Source organism: Exiguobacterium sp. H66, assembly GCF_018618705.1.
GTDB classification, from domain to species: domain Bacteria; phylum Bacillota; class Bacilli; order Exiguobacteriales; family Exiguobacteriaceae; genus Exiguobacterium_A; species Exiguobacterium_A oxidotolerans.
On sequence record NZ_JACSMQ010000001.1, the window covers coordinates 377,225 to 399,502 of the forward strand.

Consider the following 22,278-nt stretch of genomic DNA (forward strand, 5'->3'; position numbering starts at 1 on the left):
TTAAATCTCTCCTTCAGTTGAGTTAGGATGAAACGCACGTTCTAAAATCGCCATTCGGGCGAACACACCATTTTTCATCTGCTCGAAGATTCGTGACTGGGTATGTTCGACCAGTTCGTCCGCAATCTCGATTCCGCGATTGACGGGTGCCGGGTGTAAGATGATTGCTTCCGGTCGGACCCGGCGCATCCGGTCGAGTGTCAAACCATATTGTTCGTGATACGTTTCTTCGAGCTCCATCGCTTGATTGTGCCGTTCCTGCTGAACCCGGAGTAACATGATGATGTCACTTTGCCCGATTGCCTCGTCAATCGGGACATAGGCAATCCCCATCGTCTCGTCAAACCATTCCGGTGGACCGGAACCGATGACGGTCGCCCCGAGTCGTTGCAACACGTCCGCGTTCGAGCGGGCGACCCGGCTGTGTCGCAGGTCACCACAGATGACAACCGTTTTGCCGTGAATATGACCGAATTCGGCAAACATCGTCATTAAATCGAGTAAAGACTGGGATGGATGTTGACCACTCCCATCGCCCGCATTGATGACCGGAATCGTCAACTGCTCAATCAGCGCGTGGTAATAACCTGTCTCGTGATGGCGGATGACAAGTGCTTCGACCCCGAGTGCCTCGAGTGTTTTACATGTATCGAGTAACGTTTCCCCTTTTTGGACGGACGATGTCGTCGTCTCAAACGGCAGGACATGCATTCCTAAGCGATGTTCCGCCATCTCGAATGAACAACGTGTCCGTGTCGAATTTTCAAAGAACAGGTTGGCAATCGTTTTATTCGCAAAGGTATTTGACGGTTGTCCATGTTTCAATTCAAGCGCCCGCTCAATCAACTGCTCGATTTCTAGAATCGAGAGCTGGTCGAGACTGACGAAATCGGGACTCACTGGTTGGGTTTTCATCTCGTTCACTCCTTTTTCGGCCGCAAAAAAGCGCACCTTCTGATGTGAAGGTGCGCTGAAGAAAGCAGATGAACATCTGCGATCTACAAGGGCCTCCACTTTATCGTCCTCTCGGGAACGTCTTAAAAGTCGTTAGCTGCTCGTTTCGGTTGTAAAGGTGTTTCTTCGATGTCGACTTCTTCCTGTGCCGCCTTCGGTAAAATCAAGTTCAAGACAACTCCGAGGATGGTGGCGAGCGCCATTCCTTCTAACGAGAAGTTCCCCACTTTCAAAGCTGCACCGCCGATGCCGATGACCAAGATGACCGCCGTGATCGTCAAGTTTCGTTTATCTGCTAAATCGACCTTACTTTCGACGATCGTCCGGAGACCGTTCGAGGCGATGACCCCGAACAAGAGGATGCTGATGCCGCCCATGACGGGTGTCGGAATCGTTTTAATAAAGCCTTCGACGTATCCAAGGAATCCGAAGCTGATCGCAAGTAATGCTGCGCCACCAAGGACAAACACGCTGTAGACACGCGTGATCGCCATGACACCGTTATTTTCGCCGTATGTCGTGACAGGTGGTCCACCGAGCATCGATGCGACTGCCTTGGCAATCCCGTCTCCAAGCACTGTCCGGTGCATTCCCGGATCAAGAAGCGTCTCGCGCCCGATGATGCGGGAAGTGACCTTTTGCTCACCGATATGTTCCGTCAGCGTGACGAGTGTGACCGGGACGATCAAGGCGAGCGCAGCCCAGTTCAAGGTCGGTGAATAGTCGAGGAACGGAATCGTAAAGTCAGGTAGATGGAAGAATGTTGCTTCGCGCAGTGGTGCGAAATCAACAATCCCACTAATTGCTGCGACGAGGTATCCGGCGAGAATGCCGAACAAAATCGGTACCGTACTCCACATGCCTTTAAAGTACGTCATCGCGAGGAGCGTAACTGCGAGCGTCGTCAAGGCGACGAAGAAGAACAAGCCGTTATATGTGCCATCCGCTCCGTTCATTGCCATGCTGACAGCCGTTGGGGCAAGCGATAGACCGATGACCATGATGACCGGACCGATGACGACCGGCGGAAGCAGTTTCATCAACCAGGAGACGCCTGTGTACGTGATGATCAAGGAGACGAGTCCATAGACAAGTCCAGCGACCATCCCGCCGACAAGAGCATCTTCGACACCCCAGCGTTCGCTGACGGCGATGATCGGGACGATGTAGGCAAAACTAGAACCAAGGTATGTGGGGACTTTGAAACGGGTGACGGCGAGGAAAATCAACGTGCCGACTCCGCTCGCGACGAGTGCGACAGATGTGTTTAATCCCGTAAGTAACGGAACGAGCACGGTCGCACCAAACATCGCGAAGACATGTTGGAGGCTGAGCATCAGCCATTGAAGAGGATGTTTCGGTAATTCACGGACTTCAAGAATTGCTTTATGTTTTGACATGAGAGCATCTCCCTTTCTGGTCTCTCTGGACCACGTTAAAGGTATTTTTGATTTAACGTTTAATGAATACTTGATCAGCATCGTCGACTTCTGATAAGGCGACGACGACTTGTTCTTCGCGTGACGTCGGAACGTTCTTGCCGATGAAATCTGGTCGAATCGGGAGTTCCCGGTGACCTCGGTCAACAAGTACAGCTAACTGAATCATGCTTGGTCGACCATGATCGACGAGTGCGTCCATTGCCGCGCGGACCGTCCGTCCCGTGTACAGGACATCATCGACGAGCACAACGATTTTTCCTGTGACGTCTTCCGGCATCTCGGACCCTTTGATTTCCGGCTCGAGGCTTTTCTTCGAGAGATCATCGCGGTACATCGAGATGTCGACGACACCGAGTAACACGGCTTTTCCTTCAATCTCTTCAATCCGCCGGGCAAGGCGTCTCGCAAGTGTTTCGCCCCGCGTCTTGATACCGACGATCATCAATTCTTCAATCCCTTTGTTGCGCTCGATGATTTCATGGGCGATTCGTGTTAAGGCACGACTGATTGCCGCTTCATCTAAAATGATGGCTGGTTTCATGGCTTCTCCTTTCATAAAAAAACCTCCTGCTTAATCGGCAGGAGGTTGTTGAAGACAGATGTGTACATAGCAAAGCCATGTGTTTACACGCGTTACGGTGTCTCCCTTTCGTAGCCTCTCCGGACTCGATTAAAGGTGTTCTAATTTTGTAGGATCGTCACGCGGACGACCGATTTGGTGAGGCTGATGTCTCGCATCGCTCTCTAGGTGTTACTCTACCGTTTTATCAGAAAAACGTCAAGACTCTAATTCAAGTTTTTTCAACTGACTGATCTCAAACGTCATCTCTTCCGGGAGTGGTGCTTCGAACGTCAACCATTCGCCGGTCCGTGGATGTTCAAATCCGAGAACCGCTGCGTGGAGTGCTTGACCATTCATCTTCATCGTCTTCCGCGGTCCATATTTCGGGTCACCTGCGAGCGGGAATCCGATATAGCGCATGTGGACACGAATTTGGTGAGTCCGTCCTGTTTCGAGTTTACACTCAACGACCGTAAAGCCTTCATACCGATCGAGGACACGGAAATGCGTGACCGCTGCTTTTGAGTTTTTGTCCGTGACCGTCATCCGTTGACGGTCATTTTTATCACGGCCGACCGGTGCTTCAATCGTTCCGAGTTCATGGGGGATCTCGCCATGGACAAGCGCGATATAAAGACGTTCCGTCGTCTTATCTTTTAATTGTTGCGCAAGCGATTCATGGGCTAAATCATTTTTAGCGACCATCAAGAGACCCGATGTATCTTTATCGATCCGGTGAACGATTCCTGGTCGTTTGACCCCATTGATGCCTGAGAGGTCTTGACAGTGATGAAGCAACGCATTAACGAGTGTTCCTGACACATGTCCTGCTGCCGGGTGGACGACCATGCCTTTTGGTTTATTGATGACGATGACATCGCTGTCTTCGTAAACGACATCTAGCGGAATGTCTTCCGGTAAGATTTCGAGTTCGACGGCTTCCGGGATATGCACGGTGATGCTTTCCGTTCCCGTCATCTTATAGTTCGGTTTCACGATGCGTCCGTCTACTTCGACGTGCCCCGCCTTTAACCAGTCTTGCACTTGCGAACGCGACCACTCTTGTTGTTCAGCCAACCATTTATCGATTCGCCCTGTCGCGCCTTTTGCTTCGACCGTCCATACTTGTTGTTCATTCATTAATCAATCGTTCCCTTCTTCGTCAAACGCTCTTCGAACATGACGCTAATCAGCATCAAAATCACTCCAAATGTCAAGCAGACGTCTGCGACATTAAAGATCGGAAAATTATAGCCGAACGGATAAAAGTGTAAGAAATCAACGACTTCCCCACGCGCCATCCGGTCAATGAAATTTCCGATCGCTCCACTCAGTAGTAAAGCGACACTCCAAGCAAATACTTTGTTTTTTGTTCCTTCTTTGTACAGAAAATAAATCAGACCAACAACGACGAGAACCGTCACGATGAAGAAGAAGCCGAATTTTCCTTCAAGCATTCCCCATGCCGCTCCACGGTTGCGGTATGAATTGAGATAAAAGAAATTTGGAATGACTTCAATCGCTTGACCAATCGTCATCTGCTGGACGACGATCCATTTCGTCAATTGATCCACTCCTACGAGTAAAGCAGCAATCACTAAGTAAAGCCACATCCTGTTTTCCCCCACATCAAAAATAATGAGGGGTAGCTACGAAGTCGCAGTAGCCGCCCCTCCCCTTATTCATTATAAAGAATTGACGACCGCAGTACAACGAGGACAAAGTGTCGGATGAGCCGGATCTTGACCAAGTTCAGTCGAATATGTCCAGCAACGTTCACATTTCTCGCCGTCCGCTTTCAAAACAGTGATTGCCGTCGTCTCATAGTTACGTTCTGCCGAGTCGACAAAATCGATGTGTGAGACTTGAAGCAGTTGTTCAAGATGGTCGATTGTCGCAAGCAAGTTCTTCGTCGCTTCGTTCGGTGCGAGCTCGAGTTTGGCTTCGAGCGTTTTCCCGACGAGCTTCTCTGCCCGTGCTTCTTCAAGCGCCTTCAAGACATCATCGCGGAAGACGAGGAACGCGTTCCATTTCGCGATCAGTGCAAGTCCTTCTTCCGATACGTCGACTGCTTCCGGTAGATCCGTCAAGAAGATACTTGCCGTCTCGACACCAGGAACGAATTCCCATGCTTCGTCTGCCGTATGCGGTAAGACAGGTGCCATCAATTGTAACAATGTCACGACGGTATCATACATGACCGTTTGAACGGCACGACGCGCCGGTGCATCTGCTTGTTCGATATACAAGATGTCTTTCGTGTAGTCGAGGTAGAACGAAGACAGGTCAAGGACACAGAAGTTATGCAACAGTTGGTAAACTGCCATGAAATCATACGCATCATAGGCTTTTTTGACTTTACCTACTAATTGATCGAGCTTCGTCCGCATGAAACGGTCTGCTTCCGGTAAATCTTCAAACGCAACACGATGTGCCGTGTGATCGAATTGATCCAAGTTCCCGAGCAGGAAACGGACCGTGTTCCGGATTTTACGGTATGATTCTGAAACTTGTTTAAAGTTGTCCATCGATGCCCGGACATCTGACTGATAATCGACTGACGCAACCCACAGACGAAGAATCTCTGCACCAAATTGTTGCATGATTTGGATTGGGGCAATCGTATTCCCGATTGACTTCGACATCTTCCGTCCTTGACCGTCTAATACGAAACCATGACTGACGACTGCTTTATACGGTGCTTTTCCCGTTGTCGCAACAGCTGTCGAAAGCGACGAGTTGAACCAGCCACGGTATTGGTCTGAACCTTCGAGGTAAAGATCAGCCGGACGCTCGAGTTCTGGACGCGCTGCCAGCACACCGGCATGTGACGAGCCGGAATCGAACCAGACATCCATGATGTCTGTTTCTTTTTTGAACTGACCATTCGGACTTGCCGGGTGCGTAAAGCCTTCCGGCAATAAGTCGATTGCTTCGCGTTCATACCAGACGTTCGAACCGTGCTCTGCGAACAAGTTCGCGATATGGTCGATTGTTTCCGGTGTAACGATTTCTGTTCCGTCTTCTGCATAGAAGATTGGAAGTGGCACGCCCCATGCACGTTGACGCGAGATGACCCAGTCGCCACGATCTTTAAACATGTTGTGAAGACGTGTTTCTCCCCATGCCGGTACCCACTGAACATCTTTGATTTCGTCGAGGATTTCCGCACGGAAGTCTTTAATCGACGCGAACCATTGTGGTGTTGCCCGGAAGATGACCGGTTTTTTCGTCCGCCAGTCGTGCGGATACGAGTGTTTGATGAACGATAGTTTCAACAATGCGCCCGCTTTTTCTAACGCAAGACCGACTTCTTTATTCGCATCTTCATAGAACATGCCTTCGAATCCCGGTGCTTCCGCCGTCATGACCCCTTTATCATCGACCGGGCAGAGGACGTCGAGTCCGTATGCTTGTCCGATGCGATAGTCATCTTCCCCGTGTCCAGGTGCCGTATGCACGACGCCGGTTGCTTCCGCCGTAACATGATCACCGAGCATGACGAGTGATTCACGGTCGTAGAGTGGGTGTTTAGCTTTCATGTATTCGAAATCTGCTCCATTGAAGACACGACCGACTGTCGCGTCTTCCCATCCGAGTGCCTCGATGACTTCAGGAACAAGCGCCTCTGCGACGATGTAACCTTTTCCTTCGTACTCGATTCGGGCATACGTGAGTTCCGCACTGACAGAGATTCCGAGGTTTGCAGGAATCGTCCACGGCGTCGTCGTCCAGATGACGAAGTGATCCGTCGGCTCTAAGATGTTGTTTCCTTCTAAGACAGGGAACGCAACATAGATGGCAGCAGAACGTTTATCATGGTATTCGATTTCCGCTTCTGCTAGTGCCGACTCAGAAGAAGGTGACCAGTAGACTGGTTTTTTTCCTTTATAGATATAGCCTTTGTTCGCCATGTCACCGAAGAGGCGAATTTGCGCCGCTTCGAATTCCGGTTGGAGCGTGATGTATGGATTATCATAGTCACCGAGAACACCTAAACGCTTAAACTGTTCACGCTGATGATCGACTTGTTCGAGTGCATATTTCGCACACAACTCACGGAACTCAGCGACCGACATCGTCTTCCGGTCGACACCTGATTTTTGGAGTGCTGTTTCAATCGGTAAACCGTGTGTATCCCAACCCGGTACATACGGTGAACGGAAACCATTCATCGATTTGTAACGGACGACGATATCTTTTAAGACTTTGTTTAATCCGTGCCCCATGTGGATATCACCGTTTGCGTATGGTGGTCCATCATGAAGGATGAAGGTTGGTTTTCCAGCATTTTTTTCTTGAACTGCTTGATATAAGTTCATCTCGTTCCAACGTGCCTGCATGTCCGGCTCACGTTTCGGCAAGTTACCTCGCATTAGAAATTCAGTTTTCATCATCAGTAATGTATCTTTGTACTCCATCTGGCATTCCCTCACTTCTTTTAATTTAACATACAAAAAAAGCCAAACACATCCCTGGTATAGGGACGAGCTTGGCTTGAACTCGCGGTACCACCCTACTAGTAGTTCAACCGTACGAACTACCACTTAAGAGCCCGATAACGGGGGCGAATCGGTACGACTTACTTAATGGTTCAGTCTCACACTCGAAGGGGATATCCATTCTCACTTACTGTTCGGGCTCACACCAGTCCCCGATTCGCTTGCAGCAGTCTGATTAAGACGTGTCCTTGTCATTGATTTAAGTTATATGACATCGTCGTCATTATACGCAACTGCCGGAATCTCGTCAAGCGCACCACGGGTCGAACTATCAAACGCGTCCCAATCATGGCTTGCCAATAACTCCATCTGCGCATCGATCAAGACTTTAAAACGATTACGGTACAATTCGATTTTCTTACGCATCTGTTCGACTTCAAAGTCTGTCCGTTGCGCTCGACGCTGTGCGGAATCTTGCAGTTGTTCCGCTTCACGCTCGGCTTGTTTTAAAATCAAGCTTGCTTCTTTCGTCGCATTGGCCTTGACTTCTTCTCCTGCTTCTTGGGCAACGATGATTGACTTGTTTAACGTCTCTTCCATCGAACTGAAGTAATCGACACGCGATTGCATGTTTTGAATCACTTCTTGCTGTTGACGGTTTTCCCGCAACAACATTTCAAAATCCTTGATGACTTGATCAAGAAATTCGTTGACCTCATCCTCGTCATAGCCGCGAAACTTACGTGTAAATTCCTTATTATGAATATCAAGTGGCGTCAATGGCATGATGAAATCCTCCTCAGCATTTTTTAACCTTTTAATAATCCGTACTGTAATTTAATCCGGTCGCGTTTCGTCGACCCTAAAATAGCTGTCAATTTGACGCGTCCTGTTCCACGGAGCGAAAGCAAATCGCCTTCTTCAAGCATGAAGCTTGGATCTTCGACGATTTTATAATTCACTTTACTTTCCCCTTGTTTAATCAAACTCTGTGCTTTTTGTCTCGAAAAACCAAGCACTTCGCTGACGACAGTATCAAAGCGGAGCGAACTGACGAATCCAAGTTCTTCTTGCCATTCCTGTTCTTTGATCTTCAATTGGTCTTCTAGTTCGACGCGAGATAAACGAATTTTCGTTTTCCCTGCCCGCTCGACGTTGACTTCGATATAAGAAGCAACGTCTTCTGCGACTGCGAACTGAACGACTTGATCTTGAATGACGACATCACCGAACTTGCCGCGTTTCAGACCGACGTTTAAGAGCGTACCTGTTACTTGTCGATGCGATAGTTCAACGAATTTTGTAGGATAATGAATACGATAGATGGCAATATCAAAGTCGCTCGCATCAAGTTCGTAGTAATCAGGCGCAATTAGTGCCCGCTGTCGCTCTGCCCCTTCGAAACCGCCCTCAAAAAAGAGGGCACATTTCGTTCCGACGAGTTCACGTGTGATTTGCTGTTCGCGTGGGTCAAGAAAATCTGTCAGTTTAAACGTATAGGTCGCTTCGACATGATCGATCCAGTTTAAGACAAGATCGACGAACTCCCGCTCATGTCCGCGATAGTGATCATAGACGCTCATTAGAAGAAGATTGCTCGAATGCCTGACTGTGCTAAGTTCAACACTAAAAAGGCAACGATTGGTGAGATGTCAAGCATACCTCCGATGGGCGGGATGATCCGTCGGAAAGGCGCGAGGAACGGTTCGACTAACATCGCTAATACTTGTCCGAATCTTGACTCTCGTGCGTTCGGGAACCATGAAAGTAAAATATAAGCAATCATGACATAGCTATAATATTGAAGTAACGTGCCCAATGTACGCCCAATCGCGTACATAACTTGTGAATCCATGTTTACCACCCCTTATGATTGATATCATCTTCTCCAAGTAGATTTGAAATACTACCCGCGAGCTCGACGTTGTTCGGCACACAGAGGAGCGTGTTTTGACTGATTGTCGTAATCGTACCATCGAGTGCAAAGACGACGCCTGAAAGAAAATTAATCATTTGCCGTGATTGATCTTTTGACATGCGTTGCATGTTAACGATGACCGCACGATTTTGACGGAGATGCTCCCCAATTTCTTGTGCTTCATTGAAGACACGCGGCTCACTTAAAATGACTTGTGATTTTGCTTTTTTCGTATGAATCGGAACGATATTCGATTGACGCACAGGGTCCTCCTTTTGAGTAACACTCGGGGTAGATTCCTCGTAGTACTCTTCATACTCTTGCTCTGCAGTACCTCTACCTTTATTTATTGTAGCATCATTTTCATATTCAAGTTCGTCTAAATCGTCTGTGTTCCCAAGAAACAGATGTTGCATTTTCGATTTGAATCCCATTTCGATTCTCCTTTCAACTTCTTCTACGTTTTATGGTTGGACGAGGACCGTACCGATTCTGACGTGTGTCGCCCCTTCTTCAATCGCAATCTCATAATCAGACGACATCCCCATCGATAATTCCGTACAGGGAGCGTAAGACAGGTTTCGTGCTGCTACTTCGTCTCGTAAGACGCGTAAAGCGCGGAAAACGGACCGCACTTCCTCTTGATTTTCTGTCAATGGTGCCATCGTCATGAGTCCAATCACACGAACTTTTGGATATTGACCGATTTCATGTAGAAAGGAATGAATGTCTTCTGCGGAGATACCTTGTTTCGAAGCTTCACCCGAGACATTGACTTGAACAAAACAATCGATAGGACGTTTTGCACGTTTATTGATTTCTTCCGCTAAATGCAAACGATCGAGTGAGTGAAGCACATCGATTTGATCGATGATTTGACGTACTTTTCGCGACTGCAGTGTCCCGATGAAGTGCCACTCACAGGCTTCACGCCCAAGTGCTGCTTGTTTTTCTGACAAACCCTCCGGACGATTTTCACCTAGCGCCGTTATACCTGCTTCTAACAGCTCAGAGGCAACTTGACTTGAAACTGATTTCGTCACGCCAATCAGTTGTACCTGCTTTTTTTGAAAACTCTTTTCACTCGCTTGTTGCATCTTTTGTTGGACAAGTTGAACATTTTCATTAATCGACATGTAATGACTCCTTTACGATCAAGCTCGCGAAACGACCTTGGTGGTCCCCATGACGGTAAGAGAAATAGTCATCTGCTTGGCAGTGCGTACAAATTCCTGCATCAATGATGTCACCTAATCCACTTCGCTCTGCTAATGCAGCATTCGTCTGCTGAAGCGAAAGCATCGCTTTTCCGTTTTCTTTCATTGTGTAGGGCGTATCTTCAAGACCAAGCCCGTCAATCGCTTCAAGGACAGGTTGGTCGACCTCATAACAACATTCACGAATCGAGGGTCCGATGACCATTTGAATCGAGGAACGGTCTGCCCCCGCCGCTTCCATTCGGGCGACAGTCGCTTCAACGATATTCGCGACTGTTCCACGCCATCCGGCATGCGTATTCGCAATGATCCCTGTCGTCGGATCACAAAAAACGAGCGGTACACAATCCGCGAATAACATGGCGAGTAATACATTTGCATCCGTCGTCACCAATCCATCTGTACCCTCGATCGTTGTTCCATAATCCAGTGCCCCTCGTCCAGAATCCAGCGTCGTCACTTGTTCGACATGGTTCCCGTGAACCTGTTCTGCCCAAACTGAATTTTCGAGCGATAAATCAAGTTGACGGGCGATGACTTGCCGGTTTTGAATGACACCATCGCGATCGTCATTGACATGCAATCCAAGATTGCCAATACCATGCGGCGCTGAAAATTTTGTAGTGAATGCTGCACGCACTGTACCGGTCGGTGTATCCCACTTTATCCATTGACCAAACATCATTTCACATCCCTTTCAAAAAAGAGGTGCCGCTTACGCGACACCTCTTTGTCTAGCAGTCGTGTCTTGGAAAAAATCGATTAACGATTGTTCCGACGAAGGAATGATGGAATGTCCATCGTTTCTTCAACATCTGACCCTTTTGCTGGTTCTGGATTCGAGCTGACAGGTGTCTCTTCGACTTGTGGTTTCGGCTCCTCAGTCGCAGCAGGAGTTGGAGTCGCCTGCTTTTTCTTGAGTAAGTTTTTCATCATTTCTTGAGCAGATGGAATCTCGAAATCGAGTGGCTCGTTTTCGAATTCTGTTGCGATGACGGTAACGATGATTTCATCTTCTAAGTTATCGTTGATAACAGAACCGAAAATCAAGTTTACTTCTTCATCTGCTGCACTTTGAACGATTTGAGCAGCTTCCGTTACTTCATATAGACTGAGGTTCGCACTACCTGTGATGTTCATTAAGACACCTTTTGCACCTTCAATCGATGTTTCAAGCAATGGACTTGAAATGGCTTTCTTCGCAGCTTCCGTTGCACGGTGTTCGCCTGTCGCAACACCAACGCCCATCAAGGCAGATCCTTTTTCAGTCATGATTGTCTTAACGTCTGCAAAGTCTAAGTTGATTAAACCAGGGACAGCGATTAAGTCTGTGATCCCTTGAACCCCTTGACGAAGCACATTATCCGCTTCTTTGAATGCTTCGAGCATCGGCGTGTTACGATCAACGATTTCAAGTAATTTATCATTCGGAATGACGATTAACGTATCGACTTTTTCTTTAAAGTTTTGCACACCCGATACAGCGTGTTGCATCCGTTTGCGTCCTTCAAACATGAACGGTTTCGTTACGACACCGACAGTCAATGCGCCGATTTCTTTTGAGATTTCAGCGATGACTGGCGCAGCACCAGTTCCTGTCCCGCCACCCATACCTGCAGTAACGAAGACCATATCAGCACCTGACAAAATCTCTGTCAACTGTTCACGGCTTTCTTCTGCCGCTTTTTTACCGATTTCTGGATTCGCACCTGCACCTAAACCGCGTGTCAGCTTTGCACCGAGTTGGAGCTTCACATCTGCCTGCGACATGTTGAGTGCTTGTGCATCTGTATTGACGGCGATGAATTCTACGCCTTGTACACCATGTTCAATCATTCGGTTGACGGCGTTTGAACCACCGCCACCTACGCCGATGACCTTAATTTTAGCTACTTGGTCCATCATTTCATCAAAATGCAACATAAAAGGGGCCCCCTAATTTTTTATACTCATTGTATTTTAGTCATTAACCAAAAAACTTTTCAAAGAAACTACTGAATGATTTACGCTCTTTTGGAGGTTGTTCCTGTTGCGTTCGTTCTTCGCGTACTGGAGACGGTGTCGGGTTCGTAAGCAATTGTTCTTGTTCACGATTTTGCGCCACGACTTCCTTCTCGTCCGCACGATCAAATCCTGATTTCGAAACCGTACTTCTTGAGAGTACATAGCGTAACATGCCGGCTGCCACAGCGTACTTCGGATTACGAATGCCTAAGCTGGCCGGTTGGTAGACGTTGACGTTTTGGTTGAAAATCCGTTTCCCTAGCTGATCAATTCCAGGAAGCGAAGAACTTCCACCGCAGAGAATGATGCCACTATTCATTTGTGGATGGCCAGCCTGCGTCATCCGTTTTTGAATCATCTCGAAGATTTCTTCGAGGCGTGCCTCTAAAACGAAACCGATCTCAGGTTGCGGCTCAAAACGATGCTCCCCATTAATCGTTACGTAGGATACCTTTTCTTCAGGATCCCCTAACGATTCAAGCGCCACTCCGTATTCTTCCTTCGCAAGTTTTGCATCTTGGTACTTACAATTCATCTTATACGTTAAGTCACGTGTCAGATGATCGCCACCATAAGGTAACGTCGTCGAGTAAACGAGATCGTTTTTTTCATAAATCGACAATGTTGTCGTCTCGTGTCCAATGTCGATGATGCCGACGCCAAGCTCCAGTTCATCGATTGATGCCGCGATTCTTGAAACAGCTAAGCTTTCAAGTACGTATCCTGCAAGCTCTAGACCAGCCCGTTCGATTGAACGTTTAATGCTATGTAGGATCGTCTTCGCTCCAATGATCAACTTCCCTGTCACTTCTAGACGATAGCCAATCATACCACGTGGATCCGTGATTTCTGTTTGTTGGTCGACCGTAAACGTTTTCGGTAGTACATCGACAACACTTAATTCGTTCGGAATGCGCATGACCATTGCGGAGTGTAAGACGTCTTTGACGTCGTCATCCGTAATTTCATTGTCTTCGCCTTTAATTGAAGTCATCCCTTGACAATCCTTGACTTGAATGTGTTCTCCAGAAATTGCTACATATACTTCACCAATCGGTTCACCGAGTGTCCGTTCCACTTCAGCGACCGCTTGTTTAATGGCATTGACTGTTTGGTCGATATCGACGATGACGCCACGTTTGACACCGGCAGATGGTGCAGAACCCTCCGCTAACACGTTCAGTGTCCCGCCGAGTAGTTCACCGACGATGAGTTTCACTTCCGATGTTCCAATGTCTAGTGCGGCAATCGTACCTTTCGTTTCCATGGGAGTGACACCTCCACTTTCATAATACTCATACTGATTGTCCCTATATATATTCAGGAAACAAGATAAACTTCTTCTCGTTTAAGTCTACACTATATAAAACCCTACGAAAAGAAGTTATTGTCTAACTTACCCATCTAATAGATTACGATTTGATGACGATACGCCTACTTATTTACTAATGAAAACAAACGTTTGTCAATCTACTGACTCATAACTAGGAATTTTCTATTTTTTTACTTTATATGGTTTGAAATAGATTCCCCCGTCAATCGTGATCGTCCCTGTTTTTCCTTTTGGTAAGGCTGAAATCACTTTGACATATTCATTCAACGAGTTAGAAAAAGCTGAAGTACTCAATAAGACAGTATTGCCATCCGTCATGAATAACTTCAATCCCCCTTTATCGGTTTTATCGTTTGCAACGATTTCCGAAATCCGACTCCGAACTTTTGGTTCGATTTTGACGAGTTCCTTCGTCAACCGTTCAAGGGACTGATCTGTAAAGCCTGTTAAAATCGGTGCATCGAACAATTCTTCCTTCGACTTTCCGGGGATGATTGTTCCATCTGCTAAGACGATTCGGTCTCCGGGTTGATCTTTCGCGTAAGCAATTTCTTTTTCCTCCACGACATTAACTTGATAGTTATGGAGAAAACTCTGTGTCATCGTTGCTTCCCGTATACCTGGTACATCTTCGATTCGCTCTAGCACAGCTTCTTCTGACACATTGAAAGCATGTGTCTCCTTCACCTTCATCCGTGACGCCTGAATGATGTCTGCTTCTTTGACATTGACGACACCGTCAATCTCAAGTGTCGCTACCCGCGAATAACTGGACTGAAGATAAAATACGACAGCAATCAATAGACCGATCAGGATGAGGACATAGATTAAACGTCGGTTTGCTTTCTTCCGGCGTTGTTCACGGATATAAGGAATCTTATCTTCTAGACTACTGACAGTGGCATCCGTATCTTTTACCGGTTGTCGCTCCTTCACGTTCATTCCTCCTCTACTTGATTAATTTCAGTTCCTTATCGGTCTATTCCTGCAACTGTTTAGTTTTTTTGTTGAATCAAGCGATTCAACTCGTCCACTAAATCACTCGATGCATTCGGCATCCCTAAAGCGAATGCGGCCTGCGACATCGCTTCTTGATTCGCAATCGCCGTTTTACAAGCATCGAATAACGTTTCTCCTGTCAGTTCAGCTTCTCGGACGAGCAAGCTTGCTCCTGTTTCGACGAGGGACGAGGCATTTACTTCTTGATGGTTTTCTGTGACGTATGGACTCGGAATGAGAATGCTCGGTAATCCGAGCGTCGTCAATTCCGCTAACGTGCTCGCACCCGAACGTGAAATGACGAGTTGACTCGCCTTTAAGATATTCGGTAAATCATAGACGAACGGACGTAACTGAATCCGCTCCGGGACCGTTCCGATTTGGCGACTAATCTCTTCAAAATGAACTTGACCTGTCACGAACAACATCGACCAATCCATCTGAATGAACTTCGGCATCATCTCGATGATGGCTTGGTTGATTGCTGGCGCTCCACGACTTCCACCGTAAACGACGACTAACGGGCGCCCTTCTTCAAAACCATAACGTTGCCGCTCAATGACCGGGTCGACTTGCAAATCAGCTACTTCGGAAGCCCGGGGATTACCGATTAAAACGGTTTTCGCTTCGTTTTTACCGAAATGGTGACCTGATCCTTTAAACGATAACGCGACACGATCGACGTACCGAGCAAGAAACTTATTCGTAATACCAGGTAAACTGTTTTGCTCATGGACGAGTGTTTTATACCCCATCTTCGCTGCTGTATAAAGGACCGGTCCACAAACGAAACCACCTGTCCCGACGACGATATCGGGGTTGAACTTTCGCAACATTTTCCGGACACGGGTCACGCTCTTTAAGAAACGGATTCCCGTCTTAACGTTTTCAAATGATAACGAACGGCGAATACCTGAAATCTCAATCGATTCAAAGGGAATTCCTGCGCGTCGGACGATATCTGCTTCTAGCCCATTTTCCGTTCCGATGTATAGCACTTCACACGGCATCCGTCGCTCGATTTCGCGGATCATCGCGAGCGCCGGATAAATATGCCCTCCGGTTCCACCACCTGATACGACGATTCTCATTTAGCATCTCCTCCAATCGATTCGACGGCGCGAACAAAATGTTCGCCACGTTCTTCATACGTCTTATATTGATCCCAGCTCGCTGACGCAGGCGATAATAAGATGATATCCCCGGCTTGTGAGACATCAAATGCTGCCTGTACTGCTTGCGCCATATCGCTGACGACCGTTGCATCAATCTTTTCTTGACGTGCCAGTTCCGCAAAACGTGGTCCCGTCTCGCCCAAACCGACGACATGCTTGACTTGTGTCATCGACTCTACGAGTGGTGTTAAATCAGCACCGCGTTCTAGTCCGCCACATAACCAAATGATTGGAGCTTTAAAACCGGATAGTGCTGCTTCCGTCGCCACGTTGTTCGTCGCTTTCGAATCATTGTAGACTTTACGTCCCTTGAATTCGCCAATGTACTCTGTACGATGCGCGACGCCACCGAATGTCCGTAAGACATCCTGCACCGCTTGTAACGGAATATTGAATGGTTCTACTAACGTCAATGCTGCTAAGACGTTCTCTAGATTGTGTCCCCCACCTAAAGCCAGTTCAGCGGCCGGTAAGATCGGCGTTTCACCAACCATAATCATGTCCTGCTCGACACGAGCATAAGCTGGACTCTTACGTGAAAAACGCAACCGCTCTGCTTTTGCCTGATCACTTAAGCGCATGACGACATCATCGTCTGCATTGACGACAAGGCGGTCATTCGCATCCATGTTACGGAAAATTCGTGCTTTCGCTTCCGCGTAGGATTCAAGATCACCATGATAGTCAAGATGAGCCGCTGATAAGTTTAAGAAAGCCGCACTCATTGGTTTAAAGGCGTGCATTCCCATCAGTTGAAAACTCGAAAGTTCAATCACGATGATTGCATCATCTTCCGCTTCTTTCGCAATCTCAATCGCCGGGAAGCCGATGTTTCCCGCCAAGTGTACCGGACGCGTCTGCTGTTTCAATAATTCGTGGACAAGCGTCGTCGTCGTCGTCTTCCCGTTTGACCCTGTAATCGCTACCCATTGCGCATTCGTCGCATGATAGCCGAGCTCGACTTCCGTCCAAATTGGAATCTGTCGCACCAGTGCTTCTTGCAAGAGCGGAATCTGATACGGAATCCCTGGATTTTTGACGATGAGCTCTACTCCTTCAAGTAACGTGAGCGGATGCTCGCCGAAAGTCGTTTTGACACCGAGTTTCAGCAAAGTATCTTGATCTGTTCCCGAGGGTGTCCCACCGTCGTTCACCGTCACATCTGCCCCTGCTTCGACCAAATACTTAGCCGCTGCGATACCACTTTTAGCCGTTCCGAGCACTAAGACCTTTTTGTTGACCCAATCAGACTTCTTCATCTTAAAATCGCTCACTTTCTTCATCCGGAAATTTCAATTAAACAAGCAAGTAGGCAATGAACGCTACGATACAACTAATCGAAGCAAACGTACCGACAATCCGCCATTCACTCCAACCGACCATCTCGAAATGATGATGAATCGGGCTCATCTTAAAGATACGTTTTCCCGTCGTTTTAAATGAAATCACCTGTAAAATCACAGATAATGTCTCAACAACGAACACGATTCCAATTAAAACAAGTAGCAATTCAAGTTTTAAAAGGATGGATAACCCGGCGAGTGCTGCTCCGAGTGCGAGCGAGCCTGTATCCCCCATGAAGATTTTCGCAGGGTGGGCATTGAACAATAAGAATCCAATCAATGCACCGACTGCTGACATCGCGAATAACGCGACCCCTACTTCATCTGCAACGAACCACGCATACAAACTAAAGAACAGGAATGTCGGGATTGCTGTAAAGGATACGAGACCATCTAATCCGTCCGTCAAATTGACGGCATTCGAGAATCCGACTAACCAAAACAGCGCGACAAGTGGATAAAGCAAGCCGAAATCAAACGTCATTGACGTAAACGGGATCGCTAAGTAAGTCGCTTCGCTCGTAAACCCACCACTCAACCATACAAATAATAATCCAACAACAATTTGTCCAATTAATTTTTGTTTCGAGTTCAATCCAAGGTTACGTTTTTTGACGACTTTGATGTAATCATCGATGAATCCGATCGCACCATAAGCAAGCGTCAAGAACAAGAGTGACAAGTGATTCGCTTCTAAGTCTCCCGTAATCATCGCCGCAATCAAGCTTCCAATCATTGCGAGTAAAATGACGATTCCACCCATCGTTGGCGTTCCGGACTTGACCTGGTGCCACTGCGGTCCTTCTTCTCGAATTTCTTGTCCAAATTTCAACTGGTGTAAAAAAGGAATCGCTCTTGGCATGACAAGAAGAACCACGAGTAAAGCGACAATTAAACTGATGAATAATGTAATCATTGCAAACACCTACTTTTAAGAATTAAATTTTGTTTAAATCCGTTAAAATCTGCTCAAGCGCTACTCCACGAGAAGCTTTAAGCAACACAATCGTTTGTTCACCCAACAACGGACGAAGCAACGTAGCCGCCTGATTGACCGTCTCTGCGAATTCGACCACTACCGACGGATCAGTAATGCCTTCCGCGATATACCGTCCCTTCTCTCCTACAAGAATAGCATGTGAGACTGGAAGTGTAATCCGCTTACCGACCGATGCGTGCAATTCACGCTCTTGGTCCCCAAGCTCGTACATGTCTCCTAGGACAACAACGCGGGTCGGATAACCGTCAAGCTCTGCAACCGTCTCGATTGCCGCATTCATCGATGTCGGGCTTGCATTATAAGCATCATTGATAATGGCTGTCTTGTGATAGACGAGACGTTCCATCCGCATCGGTGTCAATTTCACTTCATCCAGCCCTGCCTGAATCACCTCGTCCGCAACCCCGAGTGCGCGTGCTGTCGCAATCGCATAAGCCGCGTTGCGCACTTGATGTTTTCCAAGAACCGGAATACGGAATGTTGCTCCGGCAAATTGAAACGTCGTTCCGAGGAAGGTCGCCTCTGCTTGCTCGATGACAAATGTGTTTGCGTGGTGGTAACCAATCCGCTCACCTGTAACACCAGCAAGTAACGCTTCGTCTCCGTCAAGGAATAGATGACCATCCGGCTTTAGACCTGCTGTGATTTCTAATTTGGCTTTTGCAATTCCTGCACGCCCCCCGACATGTTCCGCATGAGACTCACCGATATTCGTTACAAGTGCGATATCCGGTTCTGCTAATTGTGATAAGAACTCGATGTCACCGAAGCCACTCATTCCCATCTCGAGCACCGCTACCTCCGTGTCACGAGGCATCATCAAAATCGTCAACGGCATGCCGATGTCTGAATTAAAATTACCTGATGTCTTATGCGTCCGATACGTCGTTTTCAATACACTTTCGACCATATCTTTTGTCGATGTCTTACCATTGGACCCCGTAATCGCCACTACCTTTGGTGAGACGAGTTTCAAGTAACGTGTTGCAATATGTTGCAACGCGGCTAACGGGTCTTCGACTTCGAGTACGACGATGTCTGCGTCCGGAAGCGGGATTCCTTTTTTCCATAACGTCGCGATGGCTCCTTGGTCGATTGCTCCATCGATGAACGAATGTCCGTCGACGCGCGCGCCTTGTATCGGAACGTACAATCCTTCTGTCAGTTCACTTCTCGAATCCGTCGCAAAGTGGCGAAGCGATCTTTCGTCTGTCACATCTAATCCGAGCCAACTTGCGATTTCTGTTATCGTCACCATTTCATTTCCTCCACTCATTTACAGAAAAAGAGGACGAATTCAAAAGTCAACGAATGACTCCTGTTCGTCCTCGTTCTCCTGCAGAAAATTAGGGACCGCTTTTACCTTAATCGTTTGGTTCAGCGAGTTCAACCGTCAACTTTCCATTTTCTTTCACTAGTGTACCAGTTCGGGCTGATTGTTTGGTTACAAAACCTTTACCAATCACATCTAACTTCAAATCATACAAACTGACGAGCTTTTTGACATCTCGTTGCGACCAGCCAGTCAAATCAGGCATCTTGAACGTATCATCCGTTTTAAGAAGGACACGTTCACCACTGACGAATTCCTGACCACGCGACGGGATTTGCGAGACGACTTGTGCCCCGTCACCTAAAATAATCGGAACGGCACCTTGTTCCTTCGCTAAAGCCTTTGCTTCGGCAGCGGTTTTTGTAATATAGCTCGGTGTTATTTTTGCTTTGACATCGACTGACTCTTTTTGTGTTTCGGGTTGGATGCTCCGATACTGGAGTGCTGTATTCATGACGCTTTTGAAAACTGGACTCATGATACTTGGACCCGAGACCGATGATTCATTTTTCGATGGACGATCGACTGCAATGTACATGATGAGTTCAGGATCATCCTTCGGGGCCATTCCGATGAAGGAATGGATGAACTTTCCTTGGATATACTTCCCGTTCTCTGAAATTTGCGCCGTCCCGGTTTTACCGATGACGCGGTAATCATCCAACTTATACATTTGTCCCGTTCCAAGCTTACTGTTGACGACGCCATCGAGTGCTTCCCGCGTCGCCTTCGCCGCTTCAGCCGAAATCGGTTTGCCGACCACTTCCGTTTTTGCTTTGTAAGGAGCCTGATCGACGTGATCTGCCTTTTGGATGATGTGTGGTTTGACCATTTCACCATTTCCAGCGATTGCCGTCGCTCCCTGCAACAATTGCATCGGGGTCACGGCGGTCGATTGTCCCCACGACGTGATGACCGTATTTAACGGTTTTGATAAATCGGACTGACTGTTTACTTCTCCCGAGATGTCTATACCCGTCTTTTGATCAAAATGAAACTTCTTAAAGTATTCTTTATACCGCTCGATGCCTAGCTTTTCAGCTGTCAAAATCGAGAACATGACATTCGACGAGTGATAGACTCCTTCAATCATTGGAATCGTCCCCCAACCAACATCATTGTAATCCTTGATGACTGTGCCTTTATAGTTGTAGTTACCTGACTTATACGGTTCATTCGGCCGAAAGACACCGGCATCAATCGCAGCCGCCAGCGTAAAGATCTTCATCGTCGAACCCGGTTCGAACCGTGAGGAAACGGCAAAGTTCGTGAAATCTGTCATATCCCGCAAGTTCGGATTGAATGATGGTCGATCCGTCATCGCGAGTATTTCACCCGTTTTTGCATCCATGACGACACCTGTCGCATTTTTAGGTTTGTATTCGTCATACATTTTCTGCATTTGTTTTTCGAGCGCTTGTTGAATCCGGTGATCAATCGTCAAGTATAAGTTCGAGCCATCTTTCGGCTCATTTGAAATACGCGATCCACCTTGAATCAATTCACCGCCACTTCGATCTTTTTCAAAGACACGGGACCCAATTGACTCCCGTAACGCATCATCATATTGTTTTTCGATCCCCATCTGTCCTTTTAAGACGACGCGTCCGTTATCCTCTGTCATCTTTTGAACGAATCCGAGCGTATCGGATAGAAAAACACCGTTTGGATAATATCGTTTTGGCTCTTCAATCAGTCGGATTCCGGGAAGGTCGAGCTTATCAATTTTTTCTTTTTGATCAAGCGTCAAATCACTCCCTTTTTTTCCGAACTCGATTTGCGAGCGGTCTTTATTTTCAATCAAATACGTCTCAAGCTCTTTGACCGTCATACCAAGAATCGGCGCGAGCCCTGTCGCCGTCTTCTTATAGTCAACGACTGTCGCATCCGGATCTTGAACGCCACCTAACCGGTAGACTGCGACAAGGTGGTAAGAGGGTACATTGATCGCAATCGGTGAACCGAGACGGTCAAAAATTTCCCCTCGCTCTGCCGAGAGCGTCGACTCGGCTTCCCAGCGTTTCTTTTCCGCGTAGGCAATCATATCTTCTCCGTGAAACTTTTTAGTTGTCGACAAATAAAGAAACCGGCCAATAAACACAAAAAAGAGAGCAGCAAATATCATCATGATGATGGCTACTCTCACACGGGACTTTTTAAGTGGATTCATTTAGGAATCACCTTGATGTTCCCTTTTCGCATATCAAGACCTTGTTCTTTCGCAATCTTGTAGATCCGTTCTGGAGAGCTTAAATTCGTAACTTCAAGTTGAAGACGTTCATTTTCCTTCTTCATCTCTTGCGTCACTTGATTTTCCTTCGCAAGATCTCGACTGACGTTGTAAGCATCATTGTGTGCCCCAATCGTCGCGCTACCGAATAAGACGAGACCACCAATCATTGCACTGTATAAGAATTTTTCAAAGGGATACAGGCGATACTTCGGACGGACGGCGACGCGACGATTAATGTCTTCCGTTTTCGTCGGTTCTTGAACTGGGCGCTGACGAACAGGTTCTAGCGATTGGACTGGTTTACGAAGTGGTTCTGCCATCTG

At 47.3% G+C, this 22,278-nt stretch carries 21 protein-coding genes; all 21 read right to left on the reverse strand.

The window, feature by feature from the left end:
* The 21 genes from KNP88_RS01945 to ftsL all read right to left on the reverse strand — a co-directional run bounded on the left by KNP88_RS01945 (window position 1) and on the right by ftsL (window position 22,275).
* The gene (locus tag KNP88_RS01945) at window positions 1-915 is read right to left on the reverse strand and encodes an aspartate carbamoyltransferase catalytic subunit (protein WP_214892099.1); all 915 of its coding nucleotides are present in this window, start codon (window positions 913-915) and stop codon (window positions 1-3) included.
* Between the two features lie 122 nt (window positions 916-1,037).
* Window positions 1,038-2,354, reverse strand: coding sequence for a uracil-xanthine permease family protein (locus KNP88_RS01950; protein ID WP_214892101.1), 1,317 nt, complete (start codon window positions 2,352-2,354; stop codon window positions 1,038-1,040).
* 52 nt (window positions 2,355-2,406) lie between these two features.
* Entirely contained in the window at window positions 2,407-2,937 is a 531-nt protein-coding gene (gene pyrR, locus KNP88_RS01955) for a bifunctional pyr operon transcriptional regulator/uracil phosphoribosyltransferase PyrR (protein WP_029330897.1), read from the reverse strand.
* Between the two features lie 237 nt (window positions 2,938-3,174).
* Window positions 3,175-4,098 carry an RluA family pseudouridine synthase gene (locus tag KNP88_RS01960; RefSeq protein ID WP_088837422.1) on the reverse strand — a complete coding sequence of 308 codons (924 nt, stop codon included), beginning with the start codon at window positions 4,096-4,098 and terminating at the stop codon, window positions 3,175-3,177.
* Window positions 4,098-4,571: a signal peptidase II gene (gene lspA, locus KNP88_RS01965; RefSeq protein ID WP_088837423.1), complete on the reverse strand. Its 474-nt coding sequence runs from the start codon at window positions 4,569-4,571 to the stop codon at window positions 4,098-4,100. The genes KNP88_RS01960 and lspA overlap by 1 nt, the downstream gene beginning before the upstream one ends.
* Window positions 4,572-4,643: 72 nt before the next feature.
* Window positions 4,644-7,379: an isoleucine--tRNA ligase gene (ileS, locus tag KNP88_RS01970; protein ID WP_214892103.1), complete on the reverse strand. Its 2,736-nt coding sequence runs from the start codon at window positions 7,377-7,379 to the stop codon at window positions 4,644-4,646.
* A 285-nt stretch (window positions 7,380-7,664) separates the two neighbouring features.
* On the reverse strand, window positions 7,665-8,186 hold the full coding sequence (locus KNP88_RS01975; protein ID WP_088837425.1) for a DivIVA domain-containing protein: 522 nt from the start codon (window positions 8,184-8,186) through the stop codon (window positions 7,665-7,667).
* Window positions 8,187-8,209: 23 nt separating this feature from the next.
* Window positions 8,210-8,983, reverse strand: coding sequence for a YlmH family RNA-binding protein (locus KNP88_RS01980; protein WP_029330902.1), 774 nt, complete (start codon window positions 8,981-8,983; stop codon window positions 8,210-8,212).
* A complete protein-coding gene (locus tag KNP88_RS01985; RefSeq protein ID WP_084157614.1) occupies window positions 8,983-9,255 on the reverse strand; it encodes a YggT family protein in 273 nt (90 codons plus the stop codon). The genes KNP88_RS01980 and KNP88_RS01985 overlap by 1 nt, the downstream gene beginning before the upstream one ends.
* A 2-nt stretch (window positions 9,256-9,257) precedes the next feature.
* Window positions 9,258-9,752, reverse strand: coding sequence for a cell division protein SepF (locus tag KNP88_RS01990; RefSeq protein ID WP_029330904.1), 495 nt, complete (start codon window positions 9,750-9,752; stop codon window positions 9,258-9,260).
* A 30-nt stretch (window positions 9,753-9,782) separates the two neighbouring features.
* Entirely contained in the window at window positions 9,783-10,454 is a 672-nt protein-coding gene (locus KNP88_RS01995; RefSeq protein WP_029330905.1) for a YggS family pyridoxal phosphate-dependent enzyme, read from the reverse strand.
* Window positions 10,444-11,217, reverse strand: coding sequence for a peptidoglycan editing factor PgeF (gene pgeF / locus KNP88_RS02000; protein ID WP_214801894.1), 774 nt, complete (start codon window positions 11,215-11,217; stop codon window positions 10,444-10,446). Before pgeF ends, KNP88_RS01995 begins: the two co-directional genes overlap by 11 nt.
* A gap of 80 nt (window positions 11,218-11,297) precedes the next feature.
* On the reverse strand, window positions 11,298-12,458 hold the full coding sequence (gene ftsZ / locus KNP88_RS02005) for a cell division protein FtsZ (protein ID WP_029330907.1): 1,161 nt from the start codon (window positions 12,456-12,458) through the stop codon (window positions 11,298-11,300).
* Between the two features lie 43 nt (window positions 12,459-12,501).
* Window positions 12,502-13,806 (reverse strand): cell division protein FtsA, encoded by a 1,305-nt coding sequence (ftsA, locus tag KNP88_RS02010; RefSeq protein ID WP_214765220.1) that lies wholly within the window; start codon window positions 13,804-13,806, stop codon window positions 12,502-12,504.
* 228 nt (window positions 13,807-14,034) lie between these two features.
* Complete coding sequence (locus KNP88_RS02015) at window positions 14,035-14,808, reverse strand: cell division protein FtsQ/DivIB (protein WP_159172376.1); 774 nt, start codon at window positions 14,806-14,808, stop codon at window positions 14,035-14,037.
* A gap of 59 nt (window positions 14,809-14,867) precedes the next feature.
* Window positions 14,868-15,962 carry an undecaprenyldiphospho-muramoylpentapeptide beta-N-acetylglucosaminyltransferase gene (gene murG / locus KNP88_RS02020; RefSeq protein ID WP_214892106.1) on the reverse strand — a complete coding sequence of 365 codons (1,095 nt, stop codon included), beginning with the start codon at window positions 15,960-15,962 and terminating at the stop codon, window positions 14,868-14,870.
* Complete coding sequence (gene murD / locus KNP88_RS02025) at window positions 15,959-17,305, reverse strand: UDP-N-acetylmuramoyl-L-alanine--D-glutamate ligase (RefSeq protein ID WP_214765222.1); 1,347 nt, start codon at window positions 17,303-17,305, stop codon at window positions 15,959-15,961. The genes murG and murD overlap by 4 nt, the downstream gene beginning before the upstream one ends.
* 37 nt (window positions 17,306-17,342) lie before the next feature.
* A complete protein-coding gene (gene mraY / locus KNP88_RS02030) occupies window positions 17,343-18,305 on the reverse strand; it encodes a phospho-N-acetylmuramoyl-pentapeptide-transferase (protein WP_088837433.1) in 963 nt (320 codons plus the stop codon).
* 22 nt (window positions 18,306-18,327) lie between these two features.
* Window positions 18,328-19,647, reverse strand: a complete 1,320-nt coding sequence (locus KNP88_RS02035) for a UDP-N-acetylmuramoyl-tripeptide--D-alanyl-D-alanine ligase (RefSeq protein WP_214892108.1) — start codon at window positions 19,645-19,647, stop codon at window positions 18,328-18,330.
* Between the two features lie 106 nt (window positions 19,648-19,753).
* Window positions 19,754-21,892, reverse strand: coding sequence for a penicillin-binding transpeptidase domain-containing protein (locus tag KNP88_RS02040; RefSeq protein WP_088837435.1), 2,139 nt, complete (start codon window positions 21,890-21,892; stop codon window positions 19,754-19,756).
* Entirely contained in the window at window positions 21,889-22,275 is a 387-nt protein-coding gene (gene ftsL, locus KNP88_RS02045; RefSeq protein WP_088837436.1) for a cell division protein FtsL, read from the reverse strand. The genes KNP88_RS02040 and ftsL overlap by 4 nt, the downstream gene beginning before the upstream one ends.
* Window positions 22,276-22,278 lie beyond the last annotated feature (3 nt).

Coding starts and splice junctions, on each gene's coding strand:
- KNP88_RS02040 (WP_088837435.1), bottom strand. CDS start 21,892: ATGAATCCACTTAAAAAGTCCCGTGTGAGAGTAGCCATCATCATGATG.
- KNP88_RS01950 (WP_214892101.1), bottom strand. CDS start 2,354: ATGTCAAAACATAAAGCAATTCTTGAAGTCCGTGAATTACCGAAACAT.
- pyrR (WP_029330897.1), bottom strand. CDS start 2,937: ATGAAACCAGCCATCATTTTAGATGAAGCGGCAATCAGTCGTGCCTTA.
- ftsL (WP_088837436.1), bottom strand. CDS start 22,275: ATGGCAGAACCACTTCGTAAACCAGTCCAATCGCTAGAACCTGTTCGT.
- KNP88_RS01945 (WP_214892099.1), bottom strand. CDS start 915: ATGAAAACCCAACCAGTGAGTCCCGATTTCGTCAGTCTCGACCAGCTC.
- mraY (WP_088837433.1), bottom strand. CDS start 18,305: ATGATTACATTATTCATCAGTTTAATTGTCGCTTTACTCGTGGTTCTT.
- murG (WP_214892106.1), bottom strand. CDS start 15,962: ATGAGAATCGTCGTATCAGGTGGTGGAACCGGAGGGCATATTTATCCG.
- pgeF (WP_214801894.1), bottom strand. CDS start 11,217: ATGTTTGGTCAATGGATAAAGTGGGATACACCGACCGGTACAGTGCGT.
- KNP88_RS02035 (WP_214892108.1), bottom strand. CDS start 19,647: ATGGTGACGATAACAGAAATCGCAAGTTGGCTCGGATTAGATGTGACA.
- murD (WP_214765222.1), bottom strand. CDS start 17,305: ATGAAGAAGTCTGATTGGGTCAACAAAAAGGTCTTAGTGCTCGGAACG.
- KNP88_RS01975 (WP_088837425.1), bottom strand. CDS start 8,186: ATGCCATTGACGCCACTTGATATTCATAATAAGGAATTTACACGTAAG.
- KNP88_RS01960 (WP_088837422.1), bottom strand. CDS start 4,098: ATGAATGAACAACAAGTATGGACGGTCGAAGCAAAAGGCGCGACAGGG.
- ileS (WP_214892103.1), bottom strand. CDS start 7,379: ATGGAGTACAAAGATACATTACTGATGATGAAAACTGAATTTCTAATG.
- ftsZ (WP_029330907.1), bottom strand. CDS start 12,458: ATGTTGCATTTTGATGAAATGATGGACCAAGTAGCTAAAATTAAGGTC.
- KNP88_RS01985 (WP_084157614.1), bottom strand. CDS start 9,255: ATGGATTCACAAGTTATGTACGCGATTGGGCGTACATTGGGCACGTTA.
- KNP88_RS01980 (WP_029330902.1), bottom strand. CDS start 8,983: ATGAGCGTCTATGATCACTATCGCGGACATGAGCGGGAGTTCGTCGAT.
- KNP88_RS01995 (WP_029330905.1), bottom strand. CDS start 10,454: ATGTCGATTAATGAAAATGTTCAACTTGTCCAACAAAAGATGCAACAA.
- KNP88_RS01990 (WP_029330904.1), bottom strand. CDS start 9,752: ATGGGATTCAAATCGAAAATGCAACATCTGTTTCTTGGGAACACAGAC.
- ftsA (WP_214765220.1), bottom strand. CDS start 13,806: ATGGAAACGAAAGGTACGATTGCCGCACTAGACATTGGAACATCGGAA.
- lspA (WP_088837423.1), bottom strand. CDS start 4,571: ATGTGGCTTTACTTAGTGATTGCTGCTTTACTCGTAGGAGTGGATCAA.